Source organism: Candidatus Phycosocius spiralis (assembly GCF_030158815.1).
In the GTDB taxonomy this organism is placed as follows: Bacteria; Pseudomonadota; Alphaproteobacteria; order Caulobacterales; family Aquidulcibacteraceae; genus Aquidulcibacter; species Aquidulcibacter spiralis.
The window spans coordinates 113,034-136,049 of sequence record NZ_BPFZ01000001.1 but is presented as its reverse complement, the minus strand read 5'-3'; the positions used below and the strand labels follow the sequence as shown (position 1 = coordinate 136,049).

The 23,016-nt window shown below is 50.0% G+C and carries 22 protein-coding genes; 9 read left to right on the top strand and 13 right to left on the bottom strand.

The genetic code is table 11. The features are described from left to right. Window positions 1-23 precede the first annotated feature (23 nt). The gene (locus PsB1_RS00660; protein ID WP_284358443.1) at window positions 24-2,342 is read left to right on the top strand and encodes a fused MFS/spermidine synthase; all 2,319 of its coding nucleotides are present in this window, start codon (window positions 24-26) and stop codon (window positions 2,340-2,342) included. Between the two features lies 1 nt (window position 2,343). Here PsB1_RS00660 and PsB1_RS00655 read toward each other — a convergent pair whose 3' ends face one another. Both PsB1_RS00655 and ispF read right to left on the bottom strand, forming a co-directional pair. Beyond that, the gene (locus PsB1_RS00655; protein ID WP_284358442.1) at window positions 2,344-2,844 is read right to left on the bottom strand and encodes a CinA family protein; all 501 of its coding nucleotides are present in this window, start codon (window positions 2,842-2,844) and stop codon (window positions 2,344-2,346) included. An 11-nt stretch (window positions 2,845-2,855) separates the two neighbouring features. Beyond that, complete coding sequence (gene ispF / locus PsB1_RS00650; protein WP_284358441.1) at window positions 2,856-4,085, bottom strand: 2-C-methyl-D-erythritol 2,4-cyclodiphosphate synthase; 1,230 nt, start codon at window positions 4,083-4,085, stop codon at window positions 2,856-2,858. A 269-nt stretch (window positions 4,086-4,354) separates the two neighbouring features. On the opposite strand from ispF, the gene PsB1_RS00645 reads away from it, so the two are divergent. The 7 genes from PsB1_RS00645 to hflX all read left to right on the top strand — a co-directional run bounded on the left by PsB1_RS00645 (window position 4,355) and on the right by hflX (window position 13,433). Beyond that, window positions 4,355-5,527: a two-component system sensor histidine kinase NtrB gene (locus PsB1_RS00645; protein ID WP_284358440.1), complete on the top strand. Its 1,173-nt coding sequence runs from the start codon at window positions 4,355-4,357 to the stop codon at window positions 5,525-5,527. Between the two features lie 8 nt (window positions 5,528-5,535). Next, complete coding sequence (locus tag PsB1_RS00640) at window positions 5,536-6,951, top strand: sigma 54-interacting transcriptional regulator (RefSeq protein ID WP_284358439.1); 1,416 nt, start codon at window positions 5,536-5,538, stop codon at window positions 6,949-6,951. A 47-nt stretch (window positions 6,952-6,998) separates the two neighbouring features. Continuing rightward, on the top strand, window positions 6,999-9,281 hold the full coding sequence (locus PsB1_RS00635) for a sensor histidine kinase NtrY-like (protein ID WP_284358438.1): 2,283 nt from the start codon (window positions 6,999-7,001) through the stop codon (window positions 9,279-9,281). Beyond that, complete coding sequence (gene ntrX, locus PsB1_RS00630; RefSeq protein ID WP_284358437.1) at window positions 9,271-10,662, top strand: nitrogen assimilation response regulator NtrX; 1,392 nt, start codon at window positions 9,271-9,273, stop codon at window positions 10,660-10,662. Before PsB1_RS00635 ends, ntrX begins: the two co-directional genes overlap by 11 nt. A gap of 2 nt (window positions 10,663-10,664) precedes the next feature. Further along, a complete protein-coding gene (locus PsB1_RS00625; protein ID WP_284358436.1) occupies window positions 10,665-11,537 on the top strand; it encodes a D-amino-acid transaminase in 873 nt (290 codons plus the stop codon). Window positions 11,538-11,620: 83 nt separating this feature from the next. Continuing rightward, window positions 11,621-11,869, top strand: a complete 249-nt coding sequence (gene hfq, locus PsB1_RS00620) for an RNA chaperone Hfq (RefSeq protein WP_284358434.1) — start codon at window positions 11,621-11,623, stop codon at window positions 11,867-11,869. 175 nt (window positions 11,870-12,044) lie between these two features. Further along, complete coding sequence (gene hflX, locus PsB1_RS00615; protein WP_284358433.1) at window positions 12,045-13,433, top strand: GTPase HflX; 1,389 nt, start codon at window positions 12,045-12,047, stop codon at window positions 13,431-13,433. 56 nt (window positions 13,434-13,489) lie between these two features. On the opposite strand, the gene mazG is transcribed toward hflX, so the two are convergent. The 7 genes from mazG to PsB1_RS00580 all read right to left on the bottom strand — a co-directional run bounded on the left by mazG (window position 13,490) and on the right by PsB1_RS00580 (window position 17,859). Then, window positions 13,490-14,287: a nucleoside triphosphate pyrophosphohydrolase gene (gene mazG, locus PsB1_RS00610; protein ID WP_284358432.1), complete on the bottom strand. Its 798-nt coding sequence runs from the start codon at window positions 14,285-14,287 to the stop codon at window positions 13,490-13,492. A gap of 92 nt (window positions 14,288-14,379) precedes the next feature. Further along, window positions 14,380-14,700, bottom strand: coding sequence for an MFS transporter (locus PsB1_RS00605; protein WP_420887848.1), 321 nt, complete (start codon window positions 14,698-14,700; stop codon window positions 14,380-14,382). An 83-nt stretch (window positions 14,701-14,783) separates the two neighbouring features. Then, on the bottom strand, window positions 14,784-15,395 hold the full coding sequence (locus PsB1_RS00600; protein ID WP_284358430.1) for a glutathione peroxidase: 612 nt from the start codon (window positions 15,393-15,395) through the stop codon (window positions 14,784-14,786). Window positions 15,396-15,552: 157 nt separating this feature from the next. Further along, entirely contained in the window at window positions 15,553-16,302 is a 750-nt protein-coding gene (locus tag PsB1_RS00595; protein ID WP_284358429.1) for a hypothetical protein, read from the bottom strand. A 222-nt stretch (window positions 16,303-16,524) separates the two neighbouring features. After that, window positions 16,525-16,929: an energy transducer TonB gene (locus tag PsB1_RS00590; RefSeq protein ID WP_284358428.1), complete on the bottom strand. Its 405-nt coding sequence runs from the start codon at window positions 16,927-16,929 to the stop codon at window positions 16,525-16,527. A gap of 34 nt (window positions 16,930-16,963) precedes the next feature. Continuing rightward, window positions 16,964-17,221 carry a hypothetical protein gene (locus PsB1_RS00585; RefSeq protein ID WP_284358427.1) on the bottom strand — a complete coding sequence of 86 codons (258 nt, stop codon included), beginning with the start codon at window positions 17,219-17,221 and terminating at the stop codon, window positions 16,964-16,966. 104 nt (window positions 17,222-17,325) lie between these two features. Then, window positions 17,326-17,859, bottom strand: coding sequence for a hypothetical protein (locus tag PsB1_RS00580; RefSeq protein ID WP_284358426.1), 534 nt, complete (start codon window positions 17,857-17,859; stop codon window positions 17,326-17,328). A 514-nt stretch (window positions 17,860-18,373) separates the two neighbouring features. On the opposite strand from PsB1_RS00580, the gene PsB1_RS00575 reads away from it, so the two are divergent. Next, window positions 18,374-19,690: a DUF445 domain-containing protein gene (locus PsB1_RS00575; protein WP_284358425.1), complete on the top strand. Its 1,317-nt coding sequence runs from the start codon at window positions 18,374-18,376 to the stop codon at window positions 19,688-19,690. 9 nt (window positions 19,691-19,699) lie between these two features. Here PsB1_RS00575 and PsB1_RS00570 read toward each other — a convergent pair whose 3' ends face one another. From PsB1_RS00570 to tmk, 4 genes are read right to left on the bottom strand one after another with little or no spacing between them, the layout of a single operon-like run. Then, window positions 19,700-20,539 carry an MBL fold metallo-hydrolase gene (locus PsB1_RS00570; protein ID WP_284358424.1) on the bottom strand — a complete coding sequence of 280 codons (840 nt, stop codon included), beginning with the start codon at window positions 20,537-20,539 and terminating at the stop codon, window positions 19,700-19,702. Beyond that, window positions 20,536-21,309, bottom strand: coding sequence for a TatD family hydrolase (locus tag PsB1_RS00565; protein WP_284358423.1), 774 nt, complete (start codon window positions 21,307-21,309; stop codon window positions 20,536-20,538). Before PsB1_RS00565 ends, PsB1_RS00570 begins: the two co-directional genes overlap by 4 nt. A gap of 9 nt (window positions 21,310-21,318) precedes the next feature. Further along, window positions 21,319-22,407, bottom strand: coding sequence for a DNA polymerase III subunit delta' (locus PsB1_RS00560; protein ID WP_284358422.1), 1,089 nt, complete (start codon window positions 22,405-22,407; stop codon window positions 21,319-21,321). After that, window positions 22,371-23,003, bottom strand: a complete 633-nt coding sequence (gene tmk / locus PsB1_RS00555) for a dTMP kinase (RefSeq protein WP_284358421.1) — start codon at window positions 23,001-23,003, stop codon at window positions 22,371-22,373. Before tmk ends, PsB1_RS00560 begins: the two co-directional genes overlap by 37 nt. Window positions 23,004-23,016 lie beyond the last annotated feature (13 nt).

The following is a 23,016-nucleotide window of genomic DNA, read 5'->3' as shown; positions in this document are numbered from 1 at the left end:
CTTGGGCCAAAGGAACTCGCCCCGTGACAGATATTCCCAAATTAAATCTGTCCAACAAAATGGATCATTTGTCGGCGACACAACTACAGCCAACACCTTTAGAGAAGGCTGTTTCTTGGCTCTATCCCGCAACAACTTTTTTGTCTGCGGCTTTGTTATTTACCCTCCAACCTCTATTTGCCAAAATGTTAACTCCATTAATGGGAGGAACACCAGCGGTTTGGAATACAGCTTTAGTCTTTTATCAATGTGCGCTTTTAATCGGCTATCTGTATGCGCATATTTTAGCAACGCGGTTTACGCTCAAAATTCAATTATGGATGCATACAGGCGTCTTGTTGATTGGCCTTATTTTTTTACCAATCAAGGTCTCCACGCTGGTGGGCGCACCTAATATAACCAGCCCAGTCTTGTGGACACTCAGTGCACTGATAATGTCTTTAGCGGCCCCAATGATAGCTATTTCAGCGACCGCACCCTTGATCCAAGTTTGGCGGGCCCGTCTTGGGGATCATGTTGATCCTTATCGGCTTTATGGTGCCTCCAATCTGGGCAGCTTTATTGCCCTTGGCTTTTATCCATTTGTTCTTGAACCCATGGTTGGTGCTAGGTTGACCTCTGTGCTTTGGAGTCTTGGTTATTGTGTGTTGATGATAGCTTTGATCGTTGCATGGATGGCTGTGCCTAAAGATAGCCACAATCCTAACTTGCAGATTGTTAGACCCACTACTTGGTTAGATCGTGTTAAATGGGCGGGCTGTGCGGCACCACCCTCGGCTTTACTGGTAGGGGTTACAACACATTTAACTACAGATGTGGCTTCGGTTCCTTTACTTTGGATCCCGCCGCTTGCCTTATTTTTATTGACGTTCGTCATTGCTTTTTCCCCGATTGGTCAACGCATCGTGGAAGGGGCTGCTCCTTTAAAATTCTTGGTTATCTTTCTTCTGGCAGCTGTGATGGCTGCTGATCTAGATGGGGGCTTAGCAGGGTTAGGCATCCATTTAGCGGCGTTTTTTCTTATCGTTTTATGTTGTCACCTCGAGTTGGCTGCAAAGCGGCCAGAACCCGCGCGATTGACTGAATTTTATCTATGGATGTCTTTAGGTGGGGTTATTGGTGGGGCAAGCGCCGCTTTATTGGCCCCGATGATCTTGAAAAGTACATTGGAATATCAATTGGCTCTCGTCGCTACTCTTGCGGTAGCCCCATGGCGTCGACCGCGACTGACATGGACAGTTTCAGCTGGGGTGCTGGTGGTAGGAGTAACGCTGCTTTACCATTTTTTGCCCGACCTAGCGGTGTGGTTACAATCGCATGTTCCAATCACTCAGGCTGGCGTTCGAAGTTTTGCCTACAGTTGGTATGATGCGTTGCACATAGATAATCCGGAATTTTTAGGAGCAGTCCTTAGTGCCGTTTTGGCAATCGCAGCAGTGATGGTCTCACGCTTTGCACCTGTGGTGGCGGCCATTGGAGCTATTGCCTTAATGTTCCCAGTCTTGAGTGAAGATCAAACCGGTATTCGATTTCGTGAAAGAAGTTTCTTTGGGGTCTTGCAAATTCGTGATAATGGTGTGGCACCTACTGGCTGGCGCTATCTCACACATGGAACCACATTGCACGGTGTGATGAGTTTAGATCCCAAAAGAATTAATGAGCCCTTGTCCTATTATTGGCGCGAAACACCCATTGGTACCTTATTGACGGAAGCCACCGCCGCCAAGCCCGAAACCTTGCGGGCAGGGGTGATTGGCATGGGGATGGGATCATCGACTTGCTATGCCAAGGTCGGACAATCTTGGACGGTTTTTGAAATTGACCCAGATGTTGTTAAAGCAGCCACAGACCCAAATTTGGTTGGCTTTATCAATCGATGTGCGCCCTATACCAAGATTGTCATGGGCGATGCCCGTATCCAAATGCAGCAACAACCCAATGATTGGTTTGATATTTTGCTGGTTGATGCTTTCTCTTCAGATGCAATCCCAACACATTTGATTACCAAAGAAGCCATTGCCTCCTTCATGAGCAAAATAGCACCCGACGGCATTATGATTGTTCACATTTCTAACCGCTATCTGGAACTGAGTGATATAGTGAGCGATGCGGCGCATTCTCTTGGCTATGCTGCAATGCTGGGTGACCGCGATGGAGCTAGCGATAATCCAAATGCTGATACAGCGGTTCGTGTCGTAGTGATTGCGCGAAGGCCAGAGCGTCTAGCACGTTATGGATGGCCAATGTGGTCTTTGATCGTACCCCGTGCACAACCACAACCTTGGACCGACGACCATACAGATATCATCAGAGCTTTATTTGCCATTCATCCAAAGCCATAAATCAGCGCATCACGCCATCTCGCAGCATCCTCACACCAACCCGAACTGCTTCAAGACGGATCTGCGAGCGACCAATGTCACCAAACAAGTGCTCTTCATGGCAGATAGGTCGATTTGCCTTTGCACTGGCAAAATGCACCAAACCAACGGGTTTAAAACCTGTTGCGCCACTTGGCCCCGCGATACCAGTTATCGCAATTGTCAAATTGGCGCGGCTTTCATGCAAAGCACCTTCAGCTAGAGCACGGGCAACTGGCTCTGATACTGCGCCATAATCGGCCAATACATCGCCTGGAACATGGAGCATCTCTTCTTTAGCGCGATTGGAATAGACAATAAATCCACGTTCAACTACCGATGATGAGCCGGCAATCTCTGTCAACAAAGCTGCAACCAAGCCACCCGTGCAGCTTTCTGCGGTGGCTATTCTAATATTGTGCGCAGCAGCTTCTTCAACCAATTTTTGTGCTTCTAACCAAAGGTCTTCAGGGAAAGGCGACATAGGTTGAGCCTCTAGAGTGAGAAAGGGGAGAAATCGGTAGGTAATAGGATGGTCACGCAAGCTTGGGCCGCGATGCCCTCTCGTCGACCTGTGAAACCCATGCCTTCAGTTGTTGTCGCTTTGATTGAGACTTGATGATGCGCCAAGCCCAACAAGCTGGCTGTGGTTGCGATCATAGCCTCCCTATGCGGGCCAATTTTGGGTTGCTCACACATAATGGTCAGATCTAAATGGTTAATCAAACCATCTGCTTCACGCACCAAATGCGCAGCATGGGATAAAAAAATATGCGAGCCAGCGCCTCGCCATTTCGGTTCCGATGGCGGGAAATGCTTGCCAATATCGCCTGCTGACAAAGCACCGTAAAGCGCATCGGCCAGACAATGCCAAGCAACATCTGCATCTGAATGTCCAACAAGACCTTGGCAATGGGGAATTTGAACACCGCATAGGGTAACATACGCACCTTCACCAAACCGATGAGCATCAAAACCACTACCGGTACGAGGAAGGAAGGTCGGGGCTAGAACTTGCGTCATATGGGCAAAATCCTCATGCCAGGTTATTTTGTCGAGTCTGGGGCTACCCTTGACAAACGAAACAGTTAAACCTGCCATTTGTGCCACCGCCACATCATCGACCATCGTCTTTTCTTCCGCTACATGAGCATAGGCTGCACCAATGGCCTGACCAACAAACGCTTGAGGGGTTTGTACCCGTACGAGCGCATATCGATCCACACCTGCCACCAAGTGCTGCTCATGGGTACGCCAAAGCGCATCAGCGAGTGGCAACGCTGGCACTGCGCCCATGGACCCTTGCTCTAAAGCTTTAAACAAGGCATCTAGCGTCGATTGGTCAAGGCCAGGCCTTGCCGCATCATGAATGAAGTAGAATTGGGCATTTGTTTCTTGTGCGACTTTTAACCCACTGGCCACCGACTGAGTTCGCGTTTGGCCACTATCGGCATAGAGAATATCCAAGTCCACAGCACAATGAGCCACTTTATCGCGCATCTTCGGGTCACAAACCACGATGGTTGGTCCAAAGCGCGGATCGCGGGCAAACGCCTCCAAACTCCACCTAAGAATAGGTTTTCCAGCAAGAATTTGGAATTGCTTGGGCCATAAGGAATTAAGCTGTTCCTTTGGGATTTGACCGCCCAAACGCGCACGCGAACCCGTTCCGCCTGCGACAAGAATGGCAATTGCAGGAGCTGATCTAGGTGAAGACGTTACCATGACCATGATCTAGCGGGTTTGAAACCTACCGACCAGTGCCATTGCTTCGAGAAACGGCACTTCGTAATCGTAATCATTGCCGAATAAGCCTAGGGTCAAAAGAATAAAACGCTGAATTTGAGTAAGCCGCTGACAGCTGCCACTGCAACCGCACAAAAAATAGGCGATCTAAGACTAAAATAGATGCAAAATGCTTTCAGTAAGAGAAGTCTTTGACCGAAAATGCCAAATATGTAAGCATATTACTATAACACAATGGAATGATCGCATTGGAAAGCCTGAATACAACCAAAGTCTCAGTTGGATTTGATGCAAGCCAGATCAAGGCACGACAAACTGTGGACCGTGAAGGGCAGATTGCGGCTGCTTTCCTTGATGCTTTACCGCTACCAGCGCTTGGAGTTAAGGATGGGACCGAAATCATTTTAGCCAATGGTGCGGCCCAGGATTTATTCCTCAAATCCATCCGAAGTATAAAGACCAATGGCATACTGGGTCTGTTTAGCCAAGACAGCCCCATTCACGACCTGCTTGAACGGGCAAGGGTGACCAGTTCACCTGTTAGTGCACGTGATATGAAGCTGGGTGGCGCGGGTTTTGGTGATTTCATGTGTGATATTACTGCCTCACCTAGTGAAGATGGTAGCTTTGTTGCTGTTGTATTGCGGCCACGGGGCCGTGGACGCGACTTGTCAGAGCGGATGCAAGACATGGCAGGTGCGCGTTCCATGGCGGCCCTTGGGAGAACTTTAGCCCATGAGGTAAAAAATCCACTGGCTGGAATCCGGGGGGCAGCACAATTGTTGTTGCGCGATGCAGATCCGGGAGAATTAGAGCTGGTCAATCTTATTGTCGAAGAAACCGACCGGGTACGCCGGTTGATTGACCGAATGGAGAGTTTCGGAGCTGATCCCCCAATTGAATTTGCGTCGGTAAATGTTCATGCTGCATTAGAGCGGGTAGCCGCTTTGGCCGAAAACGGTTTCGCGCGTGATCATGTGGTCAAGCGGCTCTTCGACCCATCCTTACCCGAAGCTTTAGGCGACGAGGATCAGTTAATCCAAGTCTTTTTGAACTTGGCTAAAAATGCCGCCGAAGCCACCCACACACACCAAGGAGGGGCCGAAATTATTTTGGCAACAGCTTATCGACATGGGGTGCGCATTAGGACTGCTTCAGGCGAAACCAGAGACCTACCGCTTGAAATAGCATTTTACGACAATGGGCGTGGTGTCAGCGATGATGTCAAGGATTGCTTGTTTGAACCTTTTGTGTCCACCAAGCCGTCTAGCGGTGGGTTAGGGTTGCCTCTGGTTCAAAAGATTGTCAACGCTCATGGTGGCGTGGTGGATTTTGAATCTGAACCTGGGCGTACCGTTTTTCGCGTTCGCTTGCCAGTGTCCACCCAGCGCGCTGGACCTTTAACGGCTCACTATCCATAGGAAACATCATGAGTGTTACAGGTCGAAATGTGTTGATCGCAGATGATGACGCTTCAATCCGCTTGGTCCTTTCACAAGCTTTAGCGCGCGAAAGCTATCAAGTTCGCGCCACAGGGAATGCTGCTACCCTTTGGAAATGGATCAAAGAGGGTGAGGGCGATTTGGTTTTAACCGATGTTATGATGTCTGATGGTAATGTATTTGATTATTTACCGCGTATGCGGATGGAGCGTCCTAAACTACCCATCATCGTGATGAGTGCACAAAACACGCTTTTAACGGCTGTGTCTGCAGCCGAACATGGGGCTTATGAATATTTACCAAAGCCCTTTGATTTGGATGTGATGATTGGTCTGGTTCGTCGTGCCCTCGATGGAAAAAAAGACTTTAATGCATCAAATCAACAACGTAAGGCAGAAAAAGAAGAGCGTTTGCCCTTGATCGGCCGCTCTTTACCTATGCAGGAAGTCTATCGAACCTTGTCACGTGCCGCAGGTTTTGACCTTACCATCTTGATTGAAGGTGAATCTGGGGTTGGAAAAAAACTGGTTGCACGCGTGGTACATGATTATGGTCGCCGCAAAACTGGGCCATTTGTCACATTGAGCCTTGCGGCCCTAGATCCTCGCAGTCTGGATCAAGCCATTGAGGGCCATGGTGGTAAAGGGATATTCGCGCAAGCTTCTGGAGGAACATTGTTTCTAGATGGATTAGCAGATGCGCCACTTCCTACCCAAGCGCGATTGGCGCACATCCTTTCCGATAGGGATCGTGGGAAATTTCAGGCCGACAATGTACGTTTGATCGCGGCAAGCGACCGCAATTTGAAAGACCTCGTGATAAAGGGTAGCTTCCGTGAAGATCTCTATTACTGCCTGAACGTGATAACTATTTTTGTTCCCCCCTTGCGGGAGCGCATGAGTGATGTTGCTGATCTTGCTCGCGCATTTTTAGCAAGGGCGACCAAACAAGGTCTTGGGGAAAAAGTGTTGGACAAAACAGGTGTGCAAGAATTGGAAACCTGGTCCTGGCCTGGCAATGTTCGTGAGCTCGAAAATGTGATGCACAAGATTGCGGCCTTAAGTCCTGATCCTGTCATTAGTGCTGATACAATCCGTCGTGAGCTGTTTCGTGAAAGAAGCCTCACACATGGTTCAGGCGTCGGCTCGCATGACGATGATTTGGAAGCTGTAGCTCGCAAAGCTATTGCAAAACTGATCGCACAAGCTTCTGCATTAGGTCGATCTATGACAGATCTACACGACAGCGTTATTGCGGCAGTCGAGCGCCCCTTGTTTGAACTAACTCTGCGTGAGACAAGAGGCAACCAAATCAAGGCCGCCGAAATATTGGGTCTAAATCGCAACACATTGCGTAAACGCTTAGCTCAATTGGCGGTTGATGTTGGAAAAGGGAAGCTATAAAGCGTAAAAGTGTTGCTGGTTTAGCACATTTGTGTTCTTAAGATCACATGACCACCCGCCGACAAATCCCAAACCCCTCAAAGAGAATCAAACCCACACCTAACTTGTCTGTTAGATTGTCTGATGCGGCGCATATTTCTTTGACCGATCTTGCCAGCTATGTCAGTGCGGTTGTGTTGACCTTCTTTGGTCTCTTATTTTCTGTATCCGGTGGCGATGTTGTTGGTCCGGCCAGTACTTGGATTTTGGCGCTTTTGATCGTCAGCGGATTAGTGATCGCTTATTTATCGATCCGAGTTGGTAGCCGCGTTCTGGCATTACGCAATGCGGGACGCAACGCGCAGACGGGCGCGCGTCTGCATCTGCGTTTTGTGATGCTGTTCGCCGCAAACGGGGTTATTCCTGTTGTGTTAATTGCGCTTTTTTCTGCTCTCACCATCCGTCAGGGGGTACAGGCTTGGTTTTCCGATCAAGTTCGCGAGGCGGTACAAGCGACGCGTGTCCTTGGCAATCAATCCGTCGATAAGACCGCGGAGGCCACAAAAATTGATATCGCGGCTATGGCCGTTGATCTCAATGCTTCAGCAATTCAATTGAAGGCTGATCCCAAAGCTTACCGCAACTATTTGGCCACCCAAGCAGACAGACGCGGTTTTGTGGCGGCCTATGTCCTTAATGCTCAAGGCGAGAAGCTAGCGCAAGCGCAAAGACCTCAAGGGGTCCCGGAATTTATTATGCCTGACAAGGGTGATTTTGCCATAGCACAAGCCGGTGATGTTTCCATCAATATCGATCCTTCCGCAGTTGTGCGCGCGCTTTATCGTCTTGATGCGTTTTCAAACTCTTATTTGGCGGTAGTTCGCCTACCAGAGCCTGGACAACTTGCCTTATTTGAGAAAGCCAAGGCAGCGATCTACGCATATCAATTGATTGAAGACCGTCAAGGTATCCTTCTGTTTCTATTTGGTTTAGCTTATTTAGAAATCGTCTTATTGGTGTTGATTGGATCGGTATGGCTTGGCCTTTTATCGGCCGGTCGAATCAGTACGCCAATTGGCTTATTGGCGGATGCGGCGGAGCGTGTACGAGCAGGGGATATGAGTGCACGGGTTGCCCAAGTTGGAGGAGGCGATGAAATCTCCGCCTTGGCCACCACATTCAATAAAATGACGGGTGAACTACAGTTTCAAAGGCGCGCTTTAGAAGAAGCCGCCGAATATGCCGAAACAAGATCTGCGTTTATCCGTGCCGTACTGGAAGGTGTTTCTGCGGGCGTGGTTAGCTTGGATAAAAGCCATATTATCCGCGCCGCTAACGGATCATCAGGGCGCTTGCTTCAACCCAAAGATGAGCGATTGGAAGGGCAAGACTTTTCCCAGATCGCACCAGAATTTATGGCAATTGTGGGCAGCGCGCGACCCAATCATCCAGCGCAAGGACAAGCCGAACGCTTAGTAGGGGCTGAGACTTTGTTGTTCGATGTTCGAGCTGCCTATGCAGGAGATGATTTGGTTGTAACCTTCGATGATGTATCCGGCCTTTTGGCAGCACAACGTCAAGCTGCTTGGAAGGATGTAGCGCGGCGAATCGCGCACGAAATCAAAAATCCACTAACACCCATCCAATTGTCAGCTGAGCGGCTCAAACGCAAATATGCTGAAATCATCACAACAGACCGCGATGTTTTCATTCGCATGACCGACACCATTGTCCGCCAAGTCACTGACATTGGTCGAATGGTGGATGAATTTTCGAGCTATGCGCGCATGCCATCCCCGAAATTCGCTGTTGATGACCTGAGCGAGGCTTTGCGACAAGCAATTTTTGCGCAACGTATCGCGAACCCAGACATTGAAATCATCACCATGCTTCCACCAGAACCCGTGATGGTCTCTATGGACACGCGCCTATTGATCCAAGCTTTTACCAATATAATCAAAAATGCCGCTGAAGGTATTGCCGCACGCCGCACGCGCGATGGTACCGATTTAAAAGGCTTGATCGAGGTGCACCTAAGTCTTGATCCTAAAACGGCCTGGATTGAAATCAGCGATAATGGTGTGGGATTCCCATCCCAAGACCGTCGGCGGTTAATGGAACCCTATATGACCACACGTGCGAAAGGAACAGGCCTTGGATTGGCCATAGTAGCGCGCGTTTTGGAAGAACATGGTGGTGCTTTGGAACTGTCTGATCGCGCCAATCATGAAATGGGTGCATTGGTGCGCATGAATTTGCCAATCCATAACCACGCATCAGCCTTGCAAAATGAATCAAAGTTTAAAAAAGAAAAACAGTCTATTGACTTGGAGTGTTCAGATGGCATCTGAAATTTTAATCGTCGATGATGAAGCCGACATCAGGGAGTTAGTAGGTGGAATTCTTGAGGATGAAGGATATGTGGTTCGCTACGCGGCCGACTCGGACGGTGCGTTAGAAGCATTTCGGTCACGGCGTCCAGATTTGGTGTTGTTGGATGTCTGGTTACAGGGCAGTCACCTGGATGGCATGGAGATTCTGTCTGTGGTGCAAGGTATCGACCCAACAATTCCAATTGTTCTCATCTCTGGACATGGGACAATCGAAACAGCCGTCAATGCTTTGAAACGTGGGGCTTTTGATTTTATTGAAAAGCCTTTTAAATCTAACCGTTTAATTCTGATTATCAGCCGTGCACTCGAAAGTGCGCGCTTGCGACGTGAAAACATGGCATTACGGGCGCGGGCAGTGGCTGGGGATGAGCTGATTGGTGAGAGCACGGTGATGTTGCAATTGCGTGCGGCTATTGAAAAAATTGCCCCGATGAACAGCCGTGTCTTGATTACGGGGCCGGCAGGTTCTGGCAAAGAAGTTATTGCGCGTGCCATTCATGCTGGCTCACAACGTGCGGATGGCCCATTTATTGTGATCAGTGCAGCAGCCATCAACCCTGAACGCATGGAATCTGAATTATTTGGGGAAGAAACCAGTGAAGGCAGGCCAACCAAGATTGGGGTGTTTGAACATGCCCATAATGGCACACTTCTGCTCGATGAAGTCGCTGAAATGCCAATGCAAACCCAGTCTAAAATCCTCCGCGTCTTGGTTGAACAGCGCTTTCGCCGCCTTGGTGGTACCCGCGACGTTACTGTCAATGTGCGCGTTATTTCTTCTACTACCCGTGATCTACGCGATGCAATTGTCACGGGTCGGTTTCGCGAAGATCTCTTTCACCGATTAAATGTTGTTCCGATTCGCGCGCCTGCTTTAGCGGAGCGACGCGATGATGTTCCACGCTTGGTGGCACATTTTACAAAAAGGGTGGCTGAAGCCAATGGCGTCACCATACGTCAGTTCAGTCCTGAGGCGGTTGCCGCCCTTCAAGCCGCAAGCTGGCCAGGCAATGTCCGAGAATTGCGCAATTTGGTTGAGCGCATGTTGATTCTGGCTTCTGGCGACCCCGATGAGCCCATCGATGCTGCCGCTTTAGCACTCGATGGCGTTGGCGTAGGTGAACTTGCAGACCGAACAGGTCTTCACCAATTGGTATCACTACCTTTGCGAGAAGCTCGAGAACTCTTTGAACGCGAGTATCTGTCGGCTCAAATCACCCGTTTCGGCGGTAATATTTCACGTACGGCAGGATTTATCGGGATGGAACGTTCCGCCCTGCATCGTAAGCTAAAGAGCCTAGGGGTTGAAGGAACCCGTGGTTTTGATTTGGAGGGTTAGTTGTGCCCAGAATTGCCTATGTCGATGGTCAATTTGTCCAACACAGTCAAGCTTGCATTCATGTTGAAGATCGTGGTTTACAGTTTGGTGATGCTGTGTATGAAGTCTGGGCCGTCCGAGACGGCTATGTGTTTGACCGCGACGGCCATTTAGCGCGCTTGGGTCGATCTTTAGCGGCTCTTTCGATCAAGCCACCCTTACACTATAGCAGTCTGATGGTGGTGATTCGGGAGCTTATAGCCCGCAATAAGCTAAAAAATGGGCTCATCTATCTGCAAATCTCACGCGGGGTTGCGCGGCGGGATCATCCCTTTCCGCCCCACACCAATCCCAGTATCATTTTGACTGCCCGCAGCCTTAACCAAGCCAAAGCAGATGAACGCGCACAAAAGGGTATCCGAATTACAACCTGTCCAGACAATCGTTGGGGTCGGGTAGATATCAAGACTGTCAATCTTTTAGCGAATGTCTTAGCCAAGCAAACCGCACTGGATGCGGGGTTTGACGATGCTTGGTTTGTAGACGACCAAGGCATGATTACCGAAGGTACTGCGCAAAATGCTTGGATTCTTGATCAAGTAGGCAGGCTTCGCACAACCAAGGCGTCACCAGCGATTTTGCGGGGGGTTACCCGCGACAAGATTATTGAAATCGCCAGTAGGCTGGGTTATCCATTTGAGGAAAGAGCTTTTAGTGTGCCCGAAGCCTTAAAAGCACAAGAAGCATTTATGACCTCCGCGACCAGTTTTGTGACCCCAATCATTGCCATCAATGGGTGCATAATCGGTGATGGAAAGCCTGGAAAAATAGCTTTATCATTGCGAACTGCATATATTTCGCAACAAACATCAGTAAAAATCAATTCTAAGCATTAATCTCGATTGAATTTTGTACCAAGTCCTGCGTATTGAGAAAAAAGGTAGAGACCAACGATACCTACTAAAAGACAGGGTTTACAATGTCTGCAGACAAAAAACAGAATCTACAAGACACTTTCCTGAATGCCGTTCGCAAAGCACGAACACCTTTAACCATATTTCTTGTAAATGGGGTCAAGCTTCAAGGTGTTGTCACGTGGTTTGATAATTTTTGTGTGTTATTGCGGCGAGATGGCCAAGTCCAACTTGTCTATAAGCATGCTATCTCAACCATTATGCCGGGCGCGCCTGTCCAAATGTTTGAAGGTGACCCAGCTGAACCTGACTAAACACGATTGTTCGCCAAATGGTTAAATATTACAGGTTGGATGATATTTTGTTGTGGCGCGGAACATGACCATATACCAGATTTTAAGTCTGCTAAAAATCAGGCTTCAAGTCTTACAGATGAAAAAAAGATATATAAATTGACATCCAACTTAGCCTTGGTCAGGACTTATTGATTTGATCGACCAGCAGGATCAAGTTCAACGTGCCATACTTATCCATACCATGCGATATGAAGGCTTGGATTATCGTGACCCCGACCTCAGGTTAATTGAAGCGCAAGGCTTGGCAGAGGCACTTGATCTGATTGTTGTTGATTCGCACCATGAGCCTGTGCGGAAAATCAGGCCGGGGGCTTATTTTGGCATCGGCAAAATCGAAGAACTCAAAGCCCTCGCAGAGAGTTTAAATGCGGATGTTTTGATCTTAGACGATCAATTATCACCAATTCAACAACGCAATCTGGAAAAAGCACTACAAATTAAGGTGATCGATCGCACCGGTCTGATCCTCGAAATCTTTGCACGCCGAGCCAGAACACGTGAAGGCGTACTGCAAGTCGAGTTAGCTCGGCTGAGTTATGAAAAATCGCGCCTTGTCAAAACCTGGACCCATTTGGAGCGGCAACGGGGTGGAACGGGCAAGACCGGGGGGCCGGGTGAACGTCAGATCGAACTAGACCGTCGGATGATTGCCGATAAGATATTGAAACTCAAAAAAGAACTTGAAGATGTTAAGCGCACCCGCGCACTTCAACGTGCCAGTAGAAAGCGCGTACCTTATCCTGTGATCGCTTTAGTTGGCTACACCAATGCAGGCAAATCCACTCTTTTTAATCTAACAGCTTCGGCCGATGTCTTGGCTAAAGATATGCCCTTTGCCACTTTAGATACCACCTTGCGCGCTGTGCGCACTCCGAGCGGGCGCGACGTGATCCTATCTGATACCGTTGGATTTATTACTGATTTGCCGACAGAGCTGGTCGCAGCTTTTCGCGCCACATTAGAAGAAGTGGCTCAAGCCGATCTCTTGGTCCATGTACGCGACATTTCCCACGCCGAAAGTGACAATCAAAAGCGCGATGTTGAGTTGGTTCTTGACCGTATTGTTAAAGACATGCCCGTTCGCCCGCCTTTGATTGAGGTATGGAATAAAGTGGACACACTTGATGATCAAGCCCGCACTTACGTGCGTGGACGCGCAGCCGCATCGGGACGAGACGGCACGACACAAAGTGTATGTGTGTCTGCCTTAACTGGGGAAGGGGTTAAAGAGCTTTTTGACTTGATCGATCATGAACTCGCACTTGATGCCAAACCTCTTAATGTGATGATTGGCCCTGATCAAGGAGCGGCACGTGCTTGGCTGTTTCGTAAAGGGGCCGTACGCCACGAGATAACCGATGAAGATGGCGCAATCCACCTTCAAGTGCGCCTCAATGAGCACGATGCCGCTCGCTTTGTCGCGCAATGGCCGCAAGCTTTGGATTCCCAAGCCCTCCCTAAGACCTATGTCAGCACATCGATGAAACAGAAGTCTATAGGTAATTGTGATACAGAAATCTGAGCATGACTTATGGGAAATAGAAAGGGAAGGGAGCGAGAATCGAGATAGAATTAAGCCTATGCCCGCTCATACGCTTTGGCCTCAAGCCATAATTGTTCCATTTCTTCGAGACTGGACTGATTTGGACTGCTGCCTTGGCGTTTTAATGCAGCCTCTATCCAACGAAACCGACGCTCAAACTTGCTATTGGCACCCCGTAACGCAAGCTCTGGATCAATGTTTGCCTTGCGGGCCAGATTGGCGAGCACAAATAGCATATCTCCGATTTCCTCTTCTACATGCGTCGAAACACCTTCAGTTAAAGCCTCACGGGCCTCAGCAGTTTCTTCTGCCAACTTAACAAAAACCTCCTCCACATTAGGCCAATCAAACCCGACGCGCGCTGCCCGTTTCGACAATTTGAAAGCCCGCGTCAGTGCAGGTAAGGCGAGGGGGACATCGGCCAATACGCTAGAGTCTGAAACAAGTTTTTGCGTCCGTTCGTGAGCTTTGATCGTTTCCCAATTTTGCGTTTGCTCCTGAGCGCTTTCGATAATCTGATCGCCAAAAACATGGGGATGGCGGGCCATCATTTTTTCACATAGCGCTTTTACGACATCGTCGAATCCAAAAGCGCCTTGCTCCTCAGCCAAACGGGCATGAAAAACCACCTGAAACAGCAAATCACCCAATTCTTCTTTTAGGGCCGCCATGTTCTTTTGCGCGATGGCTTCGGCCACCTCATAAGCTTCTTCAATCGTATAAGGTGCAATGGTTTCAAAGGTTTGCTCTAGGTCCCAGGAACATCCTGTACCGGGGGTGCGCAAGGCGGCCATAATGGAAAGCAGGCGCTCTAAGGCAGTTTGGTCGGTCATGTGGCCTTATGGGGTGATTCTTGAGGCCCAAAACCAAAAACCGATTATAATCGTTCAATCAAGCCTGTATCCCGCTTGGCCTTGATTTCACTTTACAGCTTAATAGTTCTATTAAAATCAATTAGGTAGCATAAAAGTAATGCAGTGCCAATCAAACTGACGATTATTGGCACGCCGATAAATAGAAAGGTTAACCCCGTCAAAGCGAGCGAACTGTTTTGGGTACCGAGGTTAGAGTCAAATCCGATCAGACCCAGGCCAATATAGGTGACCCCTACAGCGACCGCAGAGACTGCTTTACCGATTAAGGTCACCAAAGCGTAGAAGAAGCCTGTGCGGTCTTGCCCAGTTTGAAGCAAATCCTCATCGCCCACATCGGCCATCATTGCGCGCAACAAATAAGCCGGCGTAATGGCGCGGCAATGGGACGATCAGGGTTAGCTTACACGCCTTTGCGCGGCTTGAAAGCTCAGAAGTCCTTGAAACTCAAATTGATTTAGGTTGTTGGTGCGGCCAACGCTGCATTGATGGCCCGGGTCAGCTCTTTAGCATCAGGCGTGACGGCCGAAGGGAAGGCGTCTACAGGGCGCCCATCCTTGCCAATCAAGATTTTATGGAAGTTCCATTTTGGTTCAGCTTTGGCGCCCAACACTTTCAAACTATTGCGATAAAATGGATGGGCGTTAGGACCTCTAACGCTATATTTCGCAGCCATCGGGAAACTTACGCCGTAATTGAGCTCACAGAATTTTTTGATCTGGGCAGCACTGCCAGGCTCTTGACCACCAAAATCATTAGAGGGCACACCAACAACAACCAATCCATCGCCGCGTCGCGCTTTCCATAAACGCTCTAGGCCCGCATATTGGCCGGTATAGCCGCATTCTGAAGCGGTATTCACGACCAAAACGACTTTGCCTCTATAAGCCGATAAATCGATCTGACCGCCCATTAAGCCTTCAAATTGCTGGCTAGAGGTGGTTGATTTCGCTGGCATGGGTAACTTGTCCGCCAAACTCGGTGTGACAGTCACAGAGGCGATCAAGCACGCGAAGGCGCCACTGAGGCTAAAGAGGCCTGCTAAACCACGAGCGTTCGTTTTTGGCATCACCAAACTCCGATTAAATATCTACCCAGTCAGAAGTAGAGCGATTACAGGGAAAGGCAACCGCCACACATCATGATACGATGCGACGGCGGAAGGGCATGTCAGCCCAAAGCTGGCATCTATTGAGGCTGGTTGCAGGAAAGCTTGCTAACAAACTCTAATCCGTCTTTGGGGGCGAGTTTGCTTGGATAGCCTTAACCAACCGCGCATTCGCTTTGTCCATAGTCGTCTGTAAAATTGCGTTGAATACGGGTGACTTTTGCATCGGTATTACACCGTAAGTTTCTATAACTATCTCTGACGAGTGCGCAGCGTTTATAGAATAATTCTGTCCAAACACCGAAACGTCAAGCTCGACCGTAACGGGAGGGTAATTACTGGTTAGGTCGCTGGGGTCGAACCATCCACTATGCATGCGTTCTCGATCACATCTAGGCTTACGCCAGACGGTTGGTGCATTAACATCTCCAGACCCAACCAAGCCACCGCTTGCCGCGGCGGCCCCCAAAGCGCCTCCGATGGCCACTGACCAGACCATAGTGCTGACTTCGCTTCCTTGGTTGAGATAGATGTCGTACCGTCTGACAATTAGTTGGCCTGAACGTCCTGGAAATGCCTCAGCCAGCGCATTCTCAAGTCGCGCAATACGGTCGGCGGCAAATTTGGAATCCCCAAGCTGCGAAATACCAATAAAACATGAAAACCCCCCAGCCAAACCGGTCAAATTGACCTTGACCTGAGTAGCGTCGGGCTTTCGCTGGTCGACTATTGAAAACGCGCCAGAGAGTGTTGCAGGCGGCTTAAGGCGACTTGCTATCGTATCAAAGCGAACTTGCTCCTCCGGCGACACTGGTACAGACGCACAACCCACAAAACAAAAAGCTAAACCAATAACCCAATAGCGCATCGAATATCTCCAACTCTAATCGTCAGAAGCTAATAGGGGAGTTCGCGCTCGTCAATGATCTTTAGAAGGCATTAGGCGCCATTATACTCATCAATCGCCTCATCCGTAATTCGCATAATATGTATTATGGGACAAAATGGTCTAAACTTCAATTTAACATGATTGTCTGGTCGAACGACCGCCATAACCAAACTGATTCAAGCGCGCATTGGGATGCGCACTTCAATTTACCTCCATGCAGTCCTTTTTGCTCGGGCATAGCGGTGGCACGGGTTTAGCGGGCGGCTTAATTGGTTTGGCGGGCAACTTGAGTGCATCGTCAACCCTGAACACGATATCCTGAGGAACACGGTCGCCCAGCAATGCTCCCGCTCTTGGGTCTTTCAAATTGATCCAATAGTCGGGTCCAAAGGCAAGTGCGGCAGCGCCAAAGCCGTAGCCTAACGGTTTTTCTTCCAAAATTGTGCATTTCTCAAATTGCCCGGTCTTGCGCACGCTGCACTGAAGCATGACCCAGCCGTCTATACCTGCACGTAGCGCTTTTGGTGGATAAGCCGCAGCAATTTTTGCCGGATCTGCCCGTTTTATCAAAAAGTCTTGTGCCTGCACTGATGCTGGCGCTGCCATGCTGGCGACAGCAAGTCCAGCGAAAATGATCTTCTTAGCGTTTGAATGAGCCATGGGTACCACTTGCCGTCATTGTTTTGGTTTCAGGATCAACGGTCAGGGTACAAGCGCCACGAACCGTGTTGAAGCCGCCTTTGCTGGAGTCGCGATAAACGGTCGCACATTGGGCTTCCCAATTGCACGAACCCGTTGACTTAATCTGACTGAATTTAAACGCGCCTTGGGGCCATCCGCCGGTTGGATGATTATACAAAAGCGCGTTGCCGCCATCCTTAAACCGCACCCCAGCCACCGTGACTTGTGCGCCGTCGGTTCGCGTCCAATTACCCTCAATGTCGGCTGCGCCACAGGTCTTTTCTTGAGGTGCCGGTCCTGCACGCGTCCATTCGACGTTGGTTACAAATATCTTTGGTCCGCCAAGGATTTTTTTAGCGTCCCTTTTGCAGGATCAACATTTAAGGTGCAGGGGTTTGCGCTGCCTAAGGGAGATGTGCATTGGGCGCGGTATTCGCAGGTTTTAGATGCCTGAATTTGGGATACCACCACCTCACCTTCCCCATAAGGCGACGCATTGAAGCCTGAAACACGGCCCATGGGTTGTTTGGTGGCGGAGGCGTCATCAAATTGTAAACGCACCTGTGGGCGCTGCGCACCCTTCCCCGGGCGCGACCAAGGACCCGCATAGCTTTTGGCGGTGCATTGACCGGCAACGATCGCCTTTTTCGGGGCGAGATTGAGCTCGCCTGCCGCCCAATCGAATGGCCAGCACCTATATGACCCTAGACCAATGACTTGATAGCCATTCATCCGCGCGCCAATCTTGGCTAAAGCCAGCGCTTCATCACAAGTTAAATAACGATAATTATACTCGTAAAAACTCATTACCCAGAAATTTCGAACTTCACCACGATCGCTGTCTACGCACTTCATGCGCCCAGAGTCGCAGTGTTCTTTCCACCCCGCGCTACTAAAAGAAGGGTCTGAAGCACCAAAGCTCATCATAAATGAGATTTGCCTTGTTGGATATATAATCTCAACTTCGGGTTTCCTCGTGAAGGAGAACAGGTATTCAACGGCCGTGCTGGATCCCGTGGGCACGGCAAACGAGGTCGGTTGCCCTAAATTTTTGAGCGAAACGTCGTTTAGACCGGGAAAGGAGGAACTGATGTCCACCTCATCTTGGGCCACGCTAGGCACCGTGCCGCTGAGTGCCAAAAGCATAAACGCGACTGCGAAACCAAGCCATTTTCTCACGTAAACTCACCCATCTTTGTTCGATAAGCTTACCCAAGTTGCATGGAAAAACAATCGTAACCCGTGCAGGAATTCTTAATCGGCTAGCAGGATTGATGCGCAAGCATTTAGCCGCAATGCCTTGCCGGATGCCCTTTGCATCGCCATCTGGTATAAGTTGATAGCTTTATCGCTACACATGCGCGACCACGTGCAAACAGGACTTCGCCAAATTCCGATGATTGATGTTAAGCCACCGACGCCCATGGGCCTTAATCCGGCACTGACCGAAGATCCTATGATTGCCTATCGCCGGATGAAGCGGGTCGCGACGGGCTTGTTTCTGGGTATGACGGCTTTGTTTGTGGTGGCCAAGTTTTTTGAGGCCAGCCACCCGGCGGTTCCCTTTATCCGCGCTTTTGCAGAGGCGGCTATGGTTGGGGCGTTGGCCGATTGGTTTGCGGTGACGGCCCTGTTTCGCCGCCCATTGGGTCTACCTATTCCCCACACCGCCATTATTCCCCGGTCGAAGGACCGCATTGGCGCGGGCCTTGGCCGATTTATCTCCCGCAACTTCCTCCAGCCCGATCAAGTGCAACGCCGCCTCAAGGACATGGATTTAGCGGGCGGGAGCGCGCATTGGCTCACTGAAGGCGATCGTGCGCGCCGCATTGGGCATGGGATAGCTGGGGCCGTACCGCGTATCTTGGGCTTACTCAATGAAGGCAAGATTGCCCAATGGCTGCAATCGACCTTAACTGAGCGTTTGCGCCATGCCGATATCGCCCAGTTATTGGCCGAGGGGCTCGATATTTTGATCCGTGGCGGGCGTCACACAGCCATTGTGGACTTGATCCTGTTTCATGCGGACCTTGCCATTCATTCAGAAGAAACCGAATTTAGAACCCGCGTGTCCGACAAGATGGATTGGTTACCAAAGCTATTTTCGGTTGATGCGGCCGCCTCTGACGCGCTTCTCACCGCCATCAAGGACACGTTGAAAGCGGCTTCAAAAGACCCAAACCATTCGATACGCACCAGAATTGATGAGGCTTTAGCCCATTTTGCCCGCGATTTACGCCACGACCCTAATCTGCGCGATCAATTACAGCGTTGGGTCTATGAGGTGTCTGACCACCAAGTCGTGCGCAATTATGTGACCCAAGTATGGAATGACCTCAAAAAATCCTTGCGCGATCAAACCCCACAGGAAACTGAGCGCCTAAGTACCGCCATTGCAGCGGGCCTAGAAGATCTTGCACGGGCGATAGAGCAAGACCCAGAGCTTCGCGAAAGCTTGAATAAGCGCCTAAAGGCTTGGGCTGTTGAATTGGCGGGCGCGCAAGGTGCAGGTGTCGGTACCATGGTCGCTGAAACCATCCAGAGCTGGGACGCGCGAACCGTGGTCGATCAGATTGAAGCCGCAGTTGGCCGTGATTTACAATATATCCGCATCAGCGGCACCGTGATTGGGGGCCTTGTGGGCCTGATTATCCATAGTCTGTCGATTTGGATATTTAATAATTAAATTATTGTTCTATTGATCTAAGTTCAGATCAAAGTAGAGCCCATCATAGGCTGGAATGACACCTTCGGGCAATGTTTCGCACAAGGTCTTGTAGTCTAAGTCCAAATGCATATTGGTCAGCACGGCTTGTTTTGGTTTAAGCGTATTAATCCAAGCGAGACTTTGATCCAGATGGGCGTGGCTTGGATGGGGTGCATAGCGCAACGCATCAACAATGAATAAGTCTAACCCATAACAGGCAGCTAAACTGGCTTCCGGCAAGAGTTTGCAATCATTACAATAGGCAACAGGTCCAAAACGAAAGCCCAAACTGTTCATTTCACCGTGGTTTTGGTTAAGGACCCTAAAGCCAATCCATCCCCCTGCCCCGTTGATTTGTAACACTTCGCCTGGCTCTGGCATGATTTGGGCATCTAGAAGTGCTGGATAATGACTGCCAATTGGTGTTTCAAAAATATAGCCAAACCGATTGATCAAGCTATGCGAGGTAACCTCATCCATATAAGCCGGGATACGGTGGCGTTGATGATACACAATCGCCCGCACATCGTCGATCCCATGGCTTTGGTCGGCATGGTCGTGCGTATACAACACAGCGTCAATATGGGTTACTTTGGCGGCCAGTAATTGCGCTCGTAAATCCGGCGAGGTGTCGATCAAAACAACCGTTGAGGTCTCGTGGCTATAAGTGCCCTGATAGGCTTCAACCAATAGGCTGCAACGGGTGCGGCGATTGCGCGGTTCGCTTGGATCACAGACCCCCCAAGCCCCACCAACGCGGGGAACACCCCCAGAAGACCCACAGCCCAAGATCGTAACCCGGACGCGGGCTTGCCCGTTTCCCGTCATGGCTGGGCCTTTTTAAACAGGTCAAAAAAGTTCTGATCGGTTCGCGCCGCTAAGGCAGCAGCCTCAACGCCATAAAAATCGGCCAAAAATGCGTTGATATAGGGTAAAAATGCAGGCTCATTGCGCTGCCCACGCTTTGGTATGGGTGCCAAATACGGGCAATCGGTTTCGATCAACAGTCTATCCAAGGGCACCAAACGTGCAGCATCTCGGACGGCACCTGCATTTTTGAATGTCGCAATCCCTGAAAACGATACATAAGCGCCAAGATCAAGCCCGCGACGTAACAATTCAAGCCCGCTGGTATAACAATGTAAAAGAATCGGGAAAGCGCCTTTTAGCGTCTCTTGCTCTAAGAGGTCCGCCATAAGTTCATCGGCTTCTCGTGTATGAACAATCAGGGGCAGTCCTGTCACGCGCGCGGCATGAATATGGGTGGTAAATACTTGAATTTGTGCTTCCAATTTACTGTAATTATAATGAAAATCTAGGCCCGTCTCGCCAATTCCGATGGCTTTGCTAGAATGACTTGCCGCTACCAGCTGATCCGACGTCAAATCAAGATGGTCATCGGCAAAATGGGGGTGGGCCCCTACACTGTGCCATACATGATTATGGGCGGCCGCAAGGGCTGCAATCTGGGGCAATGAACTCATTTGATCGCAAATGGTGAGCATACCATCAATACCTGCTCCCTGCGCGCGACGCATAACATCGTCAAAATCGACGCGAAATGCTTCATGGTGTAAATTGACATGGCTGTCGATCATGCGAGCTCTTTAGTGGATTGGAGACAGGTCTTCACGAATGGTGCGTAAAACATCAAGCGTGGCTAGGCTGCGATCCAAATTTAAGGATTCGACGCGTAACCGAACATCTCGAACCTTGCTCCAAGCGCGTGCACAGCTATCTTGGCCAGCATTGGCGGCCAGACGGGCCAAAACAGCACTCTCACCTGGCTCCACTTCACGGATGGATAATCCAAGCCCAGCTCGGCCAGCGCGGGCGAGCCAGTCTTCCAACATATCAAAAACAGCATGGAAGGTATCAGCATCACCAGTCGTATCAGCCAATGCCAAAGCTTCGTCTAAGGGGGCACGGGGCAAGCCTGCTAAATGGCGTGTCAACAGACGATAAAGCTTGGCCCCCTGCACATGAACCAAAGCATAAGCCCGGCCAAGTCTACCTCCGCTCAGTGCCAATGTCGTTGCATCCATGCTCGGCAACGCCATTGCCATCTCTTGATCTGATAATGGCAACAAATCCAAACGCCGACACCTCGACCTCAAAGTCGGTAGCAAACGCCCAGGGGCATGGGCGATCAGGATTATTGTTGCACCCGGTGGCGGCTCTTCGAGCGTTTTAAGGAGTGCGTTGGCCGCGCTGACGCTCATATCATCGGCGCAATCCACAATACCAACCCGTGCACCGTTTGCGCCATCTGCCGTCATGGTGAAAAACGCGGTCAACTCACGAATGGCGGCGACACTGACATCGCGCTTGATCTCGTGCTTCTCAGGATCAAAACGGGTTGCCGTTCGCAAATCTGAGTGGGACCCTTGCGCTATTTTACGCACACAAGGATCATCGCGGTCGCTTGCTAAGGGACTGCCCGAAGCAGGTTTAGCGCCCAAGAGACGACGGGCAAACCGATAGGCCAAAGTCGCTTTGCCAACCCCTTTTGGCCCCGTGATCAGCCACGCGTGGTGCGATCTGCCGTTTTGAAGACTGGAGGCAAGTTCATTTTCAGCATGTGCATGTCCAAAAAGGTCAAAAACTGCTCGTGGATGCTGTGATCCAGTCTCTTGGTCAGGCAATTGAATATCCTGGGTCATGCCAACACAAATCTTTTGGTGAGCAATTCCCATGCAACATGCCCCAACGCCTCGGGCTTGGTTTGCGCATCTAACACGACACAACGAGTAGGAAAGTGATTAGCCAGTCCAAGATAGGCGGTCCGTAGAGCATTATGAAAGTCTAAGGTCTTGCTTTCAAAGCGATCTTCATTGCCATGTCTCGCGGCTGCACGTTTAAGTCCGATGGCAGGATCAAGATCCAAAATCATGGTCAAATCGGGTTGGGTGTGACCAACAATCAAACGATCTAAGAGTTCAACGGCTTCAAGCCCTGCCCCACCCGCTTGGCCTTGGTAGACCCTAGTAGAATCTGTAAATCGGTCACATAAGACAAATGCCCCTCGGGCTAAAGCAGGCCGGATCAAGCGGTTTAAATGATCCTCGCGTGCTGCAAAAAACAGACACAATTCAGACAAAGCTGACCATCGTTCGGCAGAGCCTGTCACCAACAGATTACGAATAGCCTCAGCCCCTGGGGTTCCACCGGGTTCACGCGTCACCACCACTTCATAGCCTTTAGCCAACAGTTTGGATTGGAGGGTGGTCAAAAGGGTGGTTTTACCTGCCCCCTCACCCCCCTCTAACGTGATAAACCTTCCAGCCTGCATTGGATGAGCCCTT

Bases quoted from the DNA above. Each gene is read 5' to 3' on its own strand.
- PsB1_RS00590 (WP_284358428.1), bottom strand. From the start codon at position 16,929: ATGGCAGCGCCAGCATCAGTGCAGGCACAAGACTTTTTGATAAAACGG.
- PsB1_RS00570 (WP_284358424.1), bottom strand. From the start codon at position 20,539: ATGACGGGAAACGGGCAAGCCCGCGTCCGGGTTACGATCTTGGGCTGT.
- PsB1_RS00565 (WP_284358423.1), bottom strand. From the start codon at position 21,309: ATGATCGACAGCCATGTCAATTTACACCATGAAGCATTTCGCGTCGAT.
- PsB1_RS00635 (WP_284358438.1), top strand. From the start codon at position 6,999: ATGACCACCCGCCGACAAATCCCAAACCCCTCAAAGAGAATCAAACCC.
- PsB1_RS00560 (WP_284358422.1), bottom strand. From the start codon at position 22,407: ATGGGAATTGCTCACCAAAAGATTTGTGTTGGCATGACCCAGGATATT.
- mazG (WP_284358432.1), bottom strand. From the start codon at position 14,287: ATGACCGACCAAACTGCCTTAGAGCGCCTGCTTTCCATTATGGCCGCC.
- PsB1_RS00655 (WP_284358442.1), bottom strand. From the start codon at position 2,844: ATGTCGCCTTTCCCTGAAGACCTTTGGTTAGAAGCACAAAAATTGGTT.
- ntrX (WP_284358437.1), top strand. From the start codon at position 9,271: ATGGCATCTGAAATTTTAATCGTCGATGATGAAGCCGACATCAGGGAG.
- hfq (WP_284358434.1), top strand. From the start codon at position 11,621: ATGTCTGCAGACAAAAAACAGAATCTACAAGACACTTTCCTGAATGCC.
- ispF (WP_284358441.1), bottom strand. From the start codon at position 4,085: ATGGTAACGTCTTCACCTAGATCAGCTCCTGCAATTGCCATTCTTGTC.
- PsB1_RS00640 (WP_284358439.1), top strand. From the start codon at position 5,536: ATGAGTGTTACAGGTCGAAATGTGTTGATCGCAGATGATGACGCTTCA.
- PsB1_RS00600 (WP_284358430.1), bottom strand. From the start codon at position 15,395: ATGCCAAAAACGAACGCTCGTGGTTTAGCAGGCCTCTTTAGCCTCAGT.
- tmk (WP_284358421.1), bottom strand. From the start codon at position 23,003: ATGCAGGCTGGAAGGTTTATCACGTTAGAGGGGGGTGAGGGGGCAGGT.
- PsB1_RS00595 (WP_284358429.1), bottom strand. From the start codon at position 16,302: ATGCGCTATTGGGTTATTGGTTTAGCTTTTTGTTTTGTGGGTTGTGCG.
- PsB1_RS00580 (WP_284358426.1), bottom strand. From the start codon at position 17,859: ATGAAGTGCGTAGACAGCGATCGTGGTGAAGTTCGAAATTTCTGGGTA.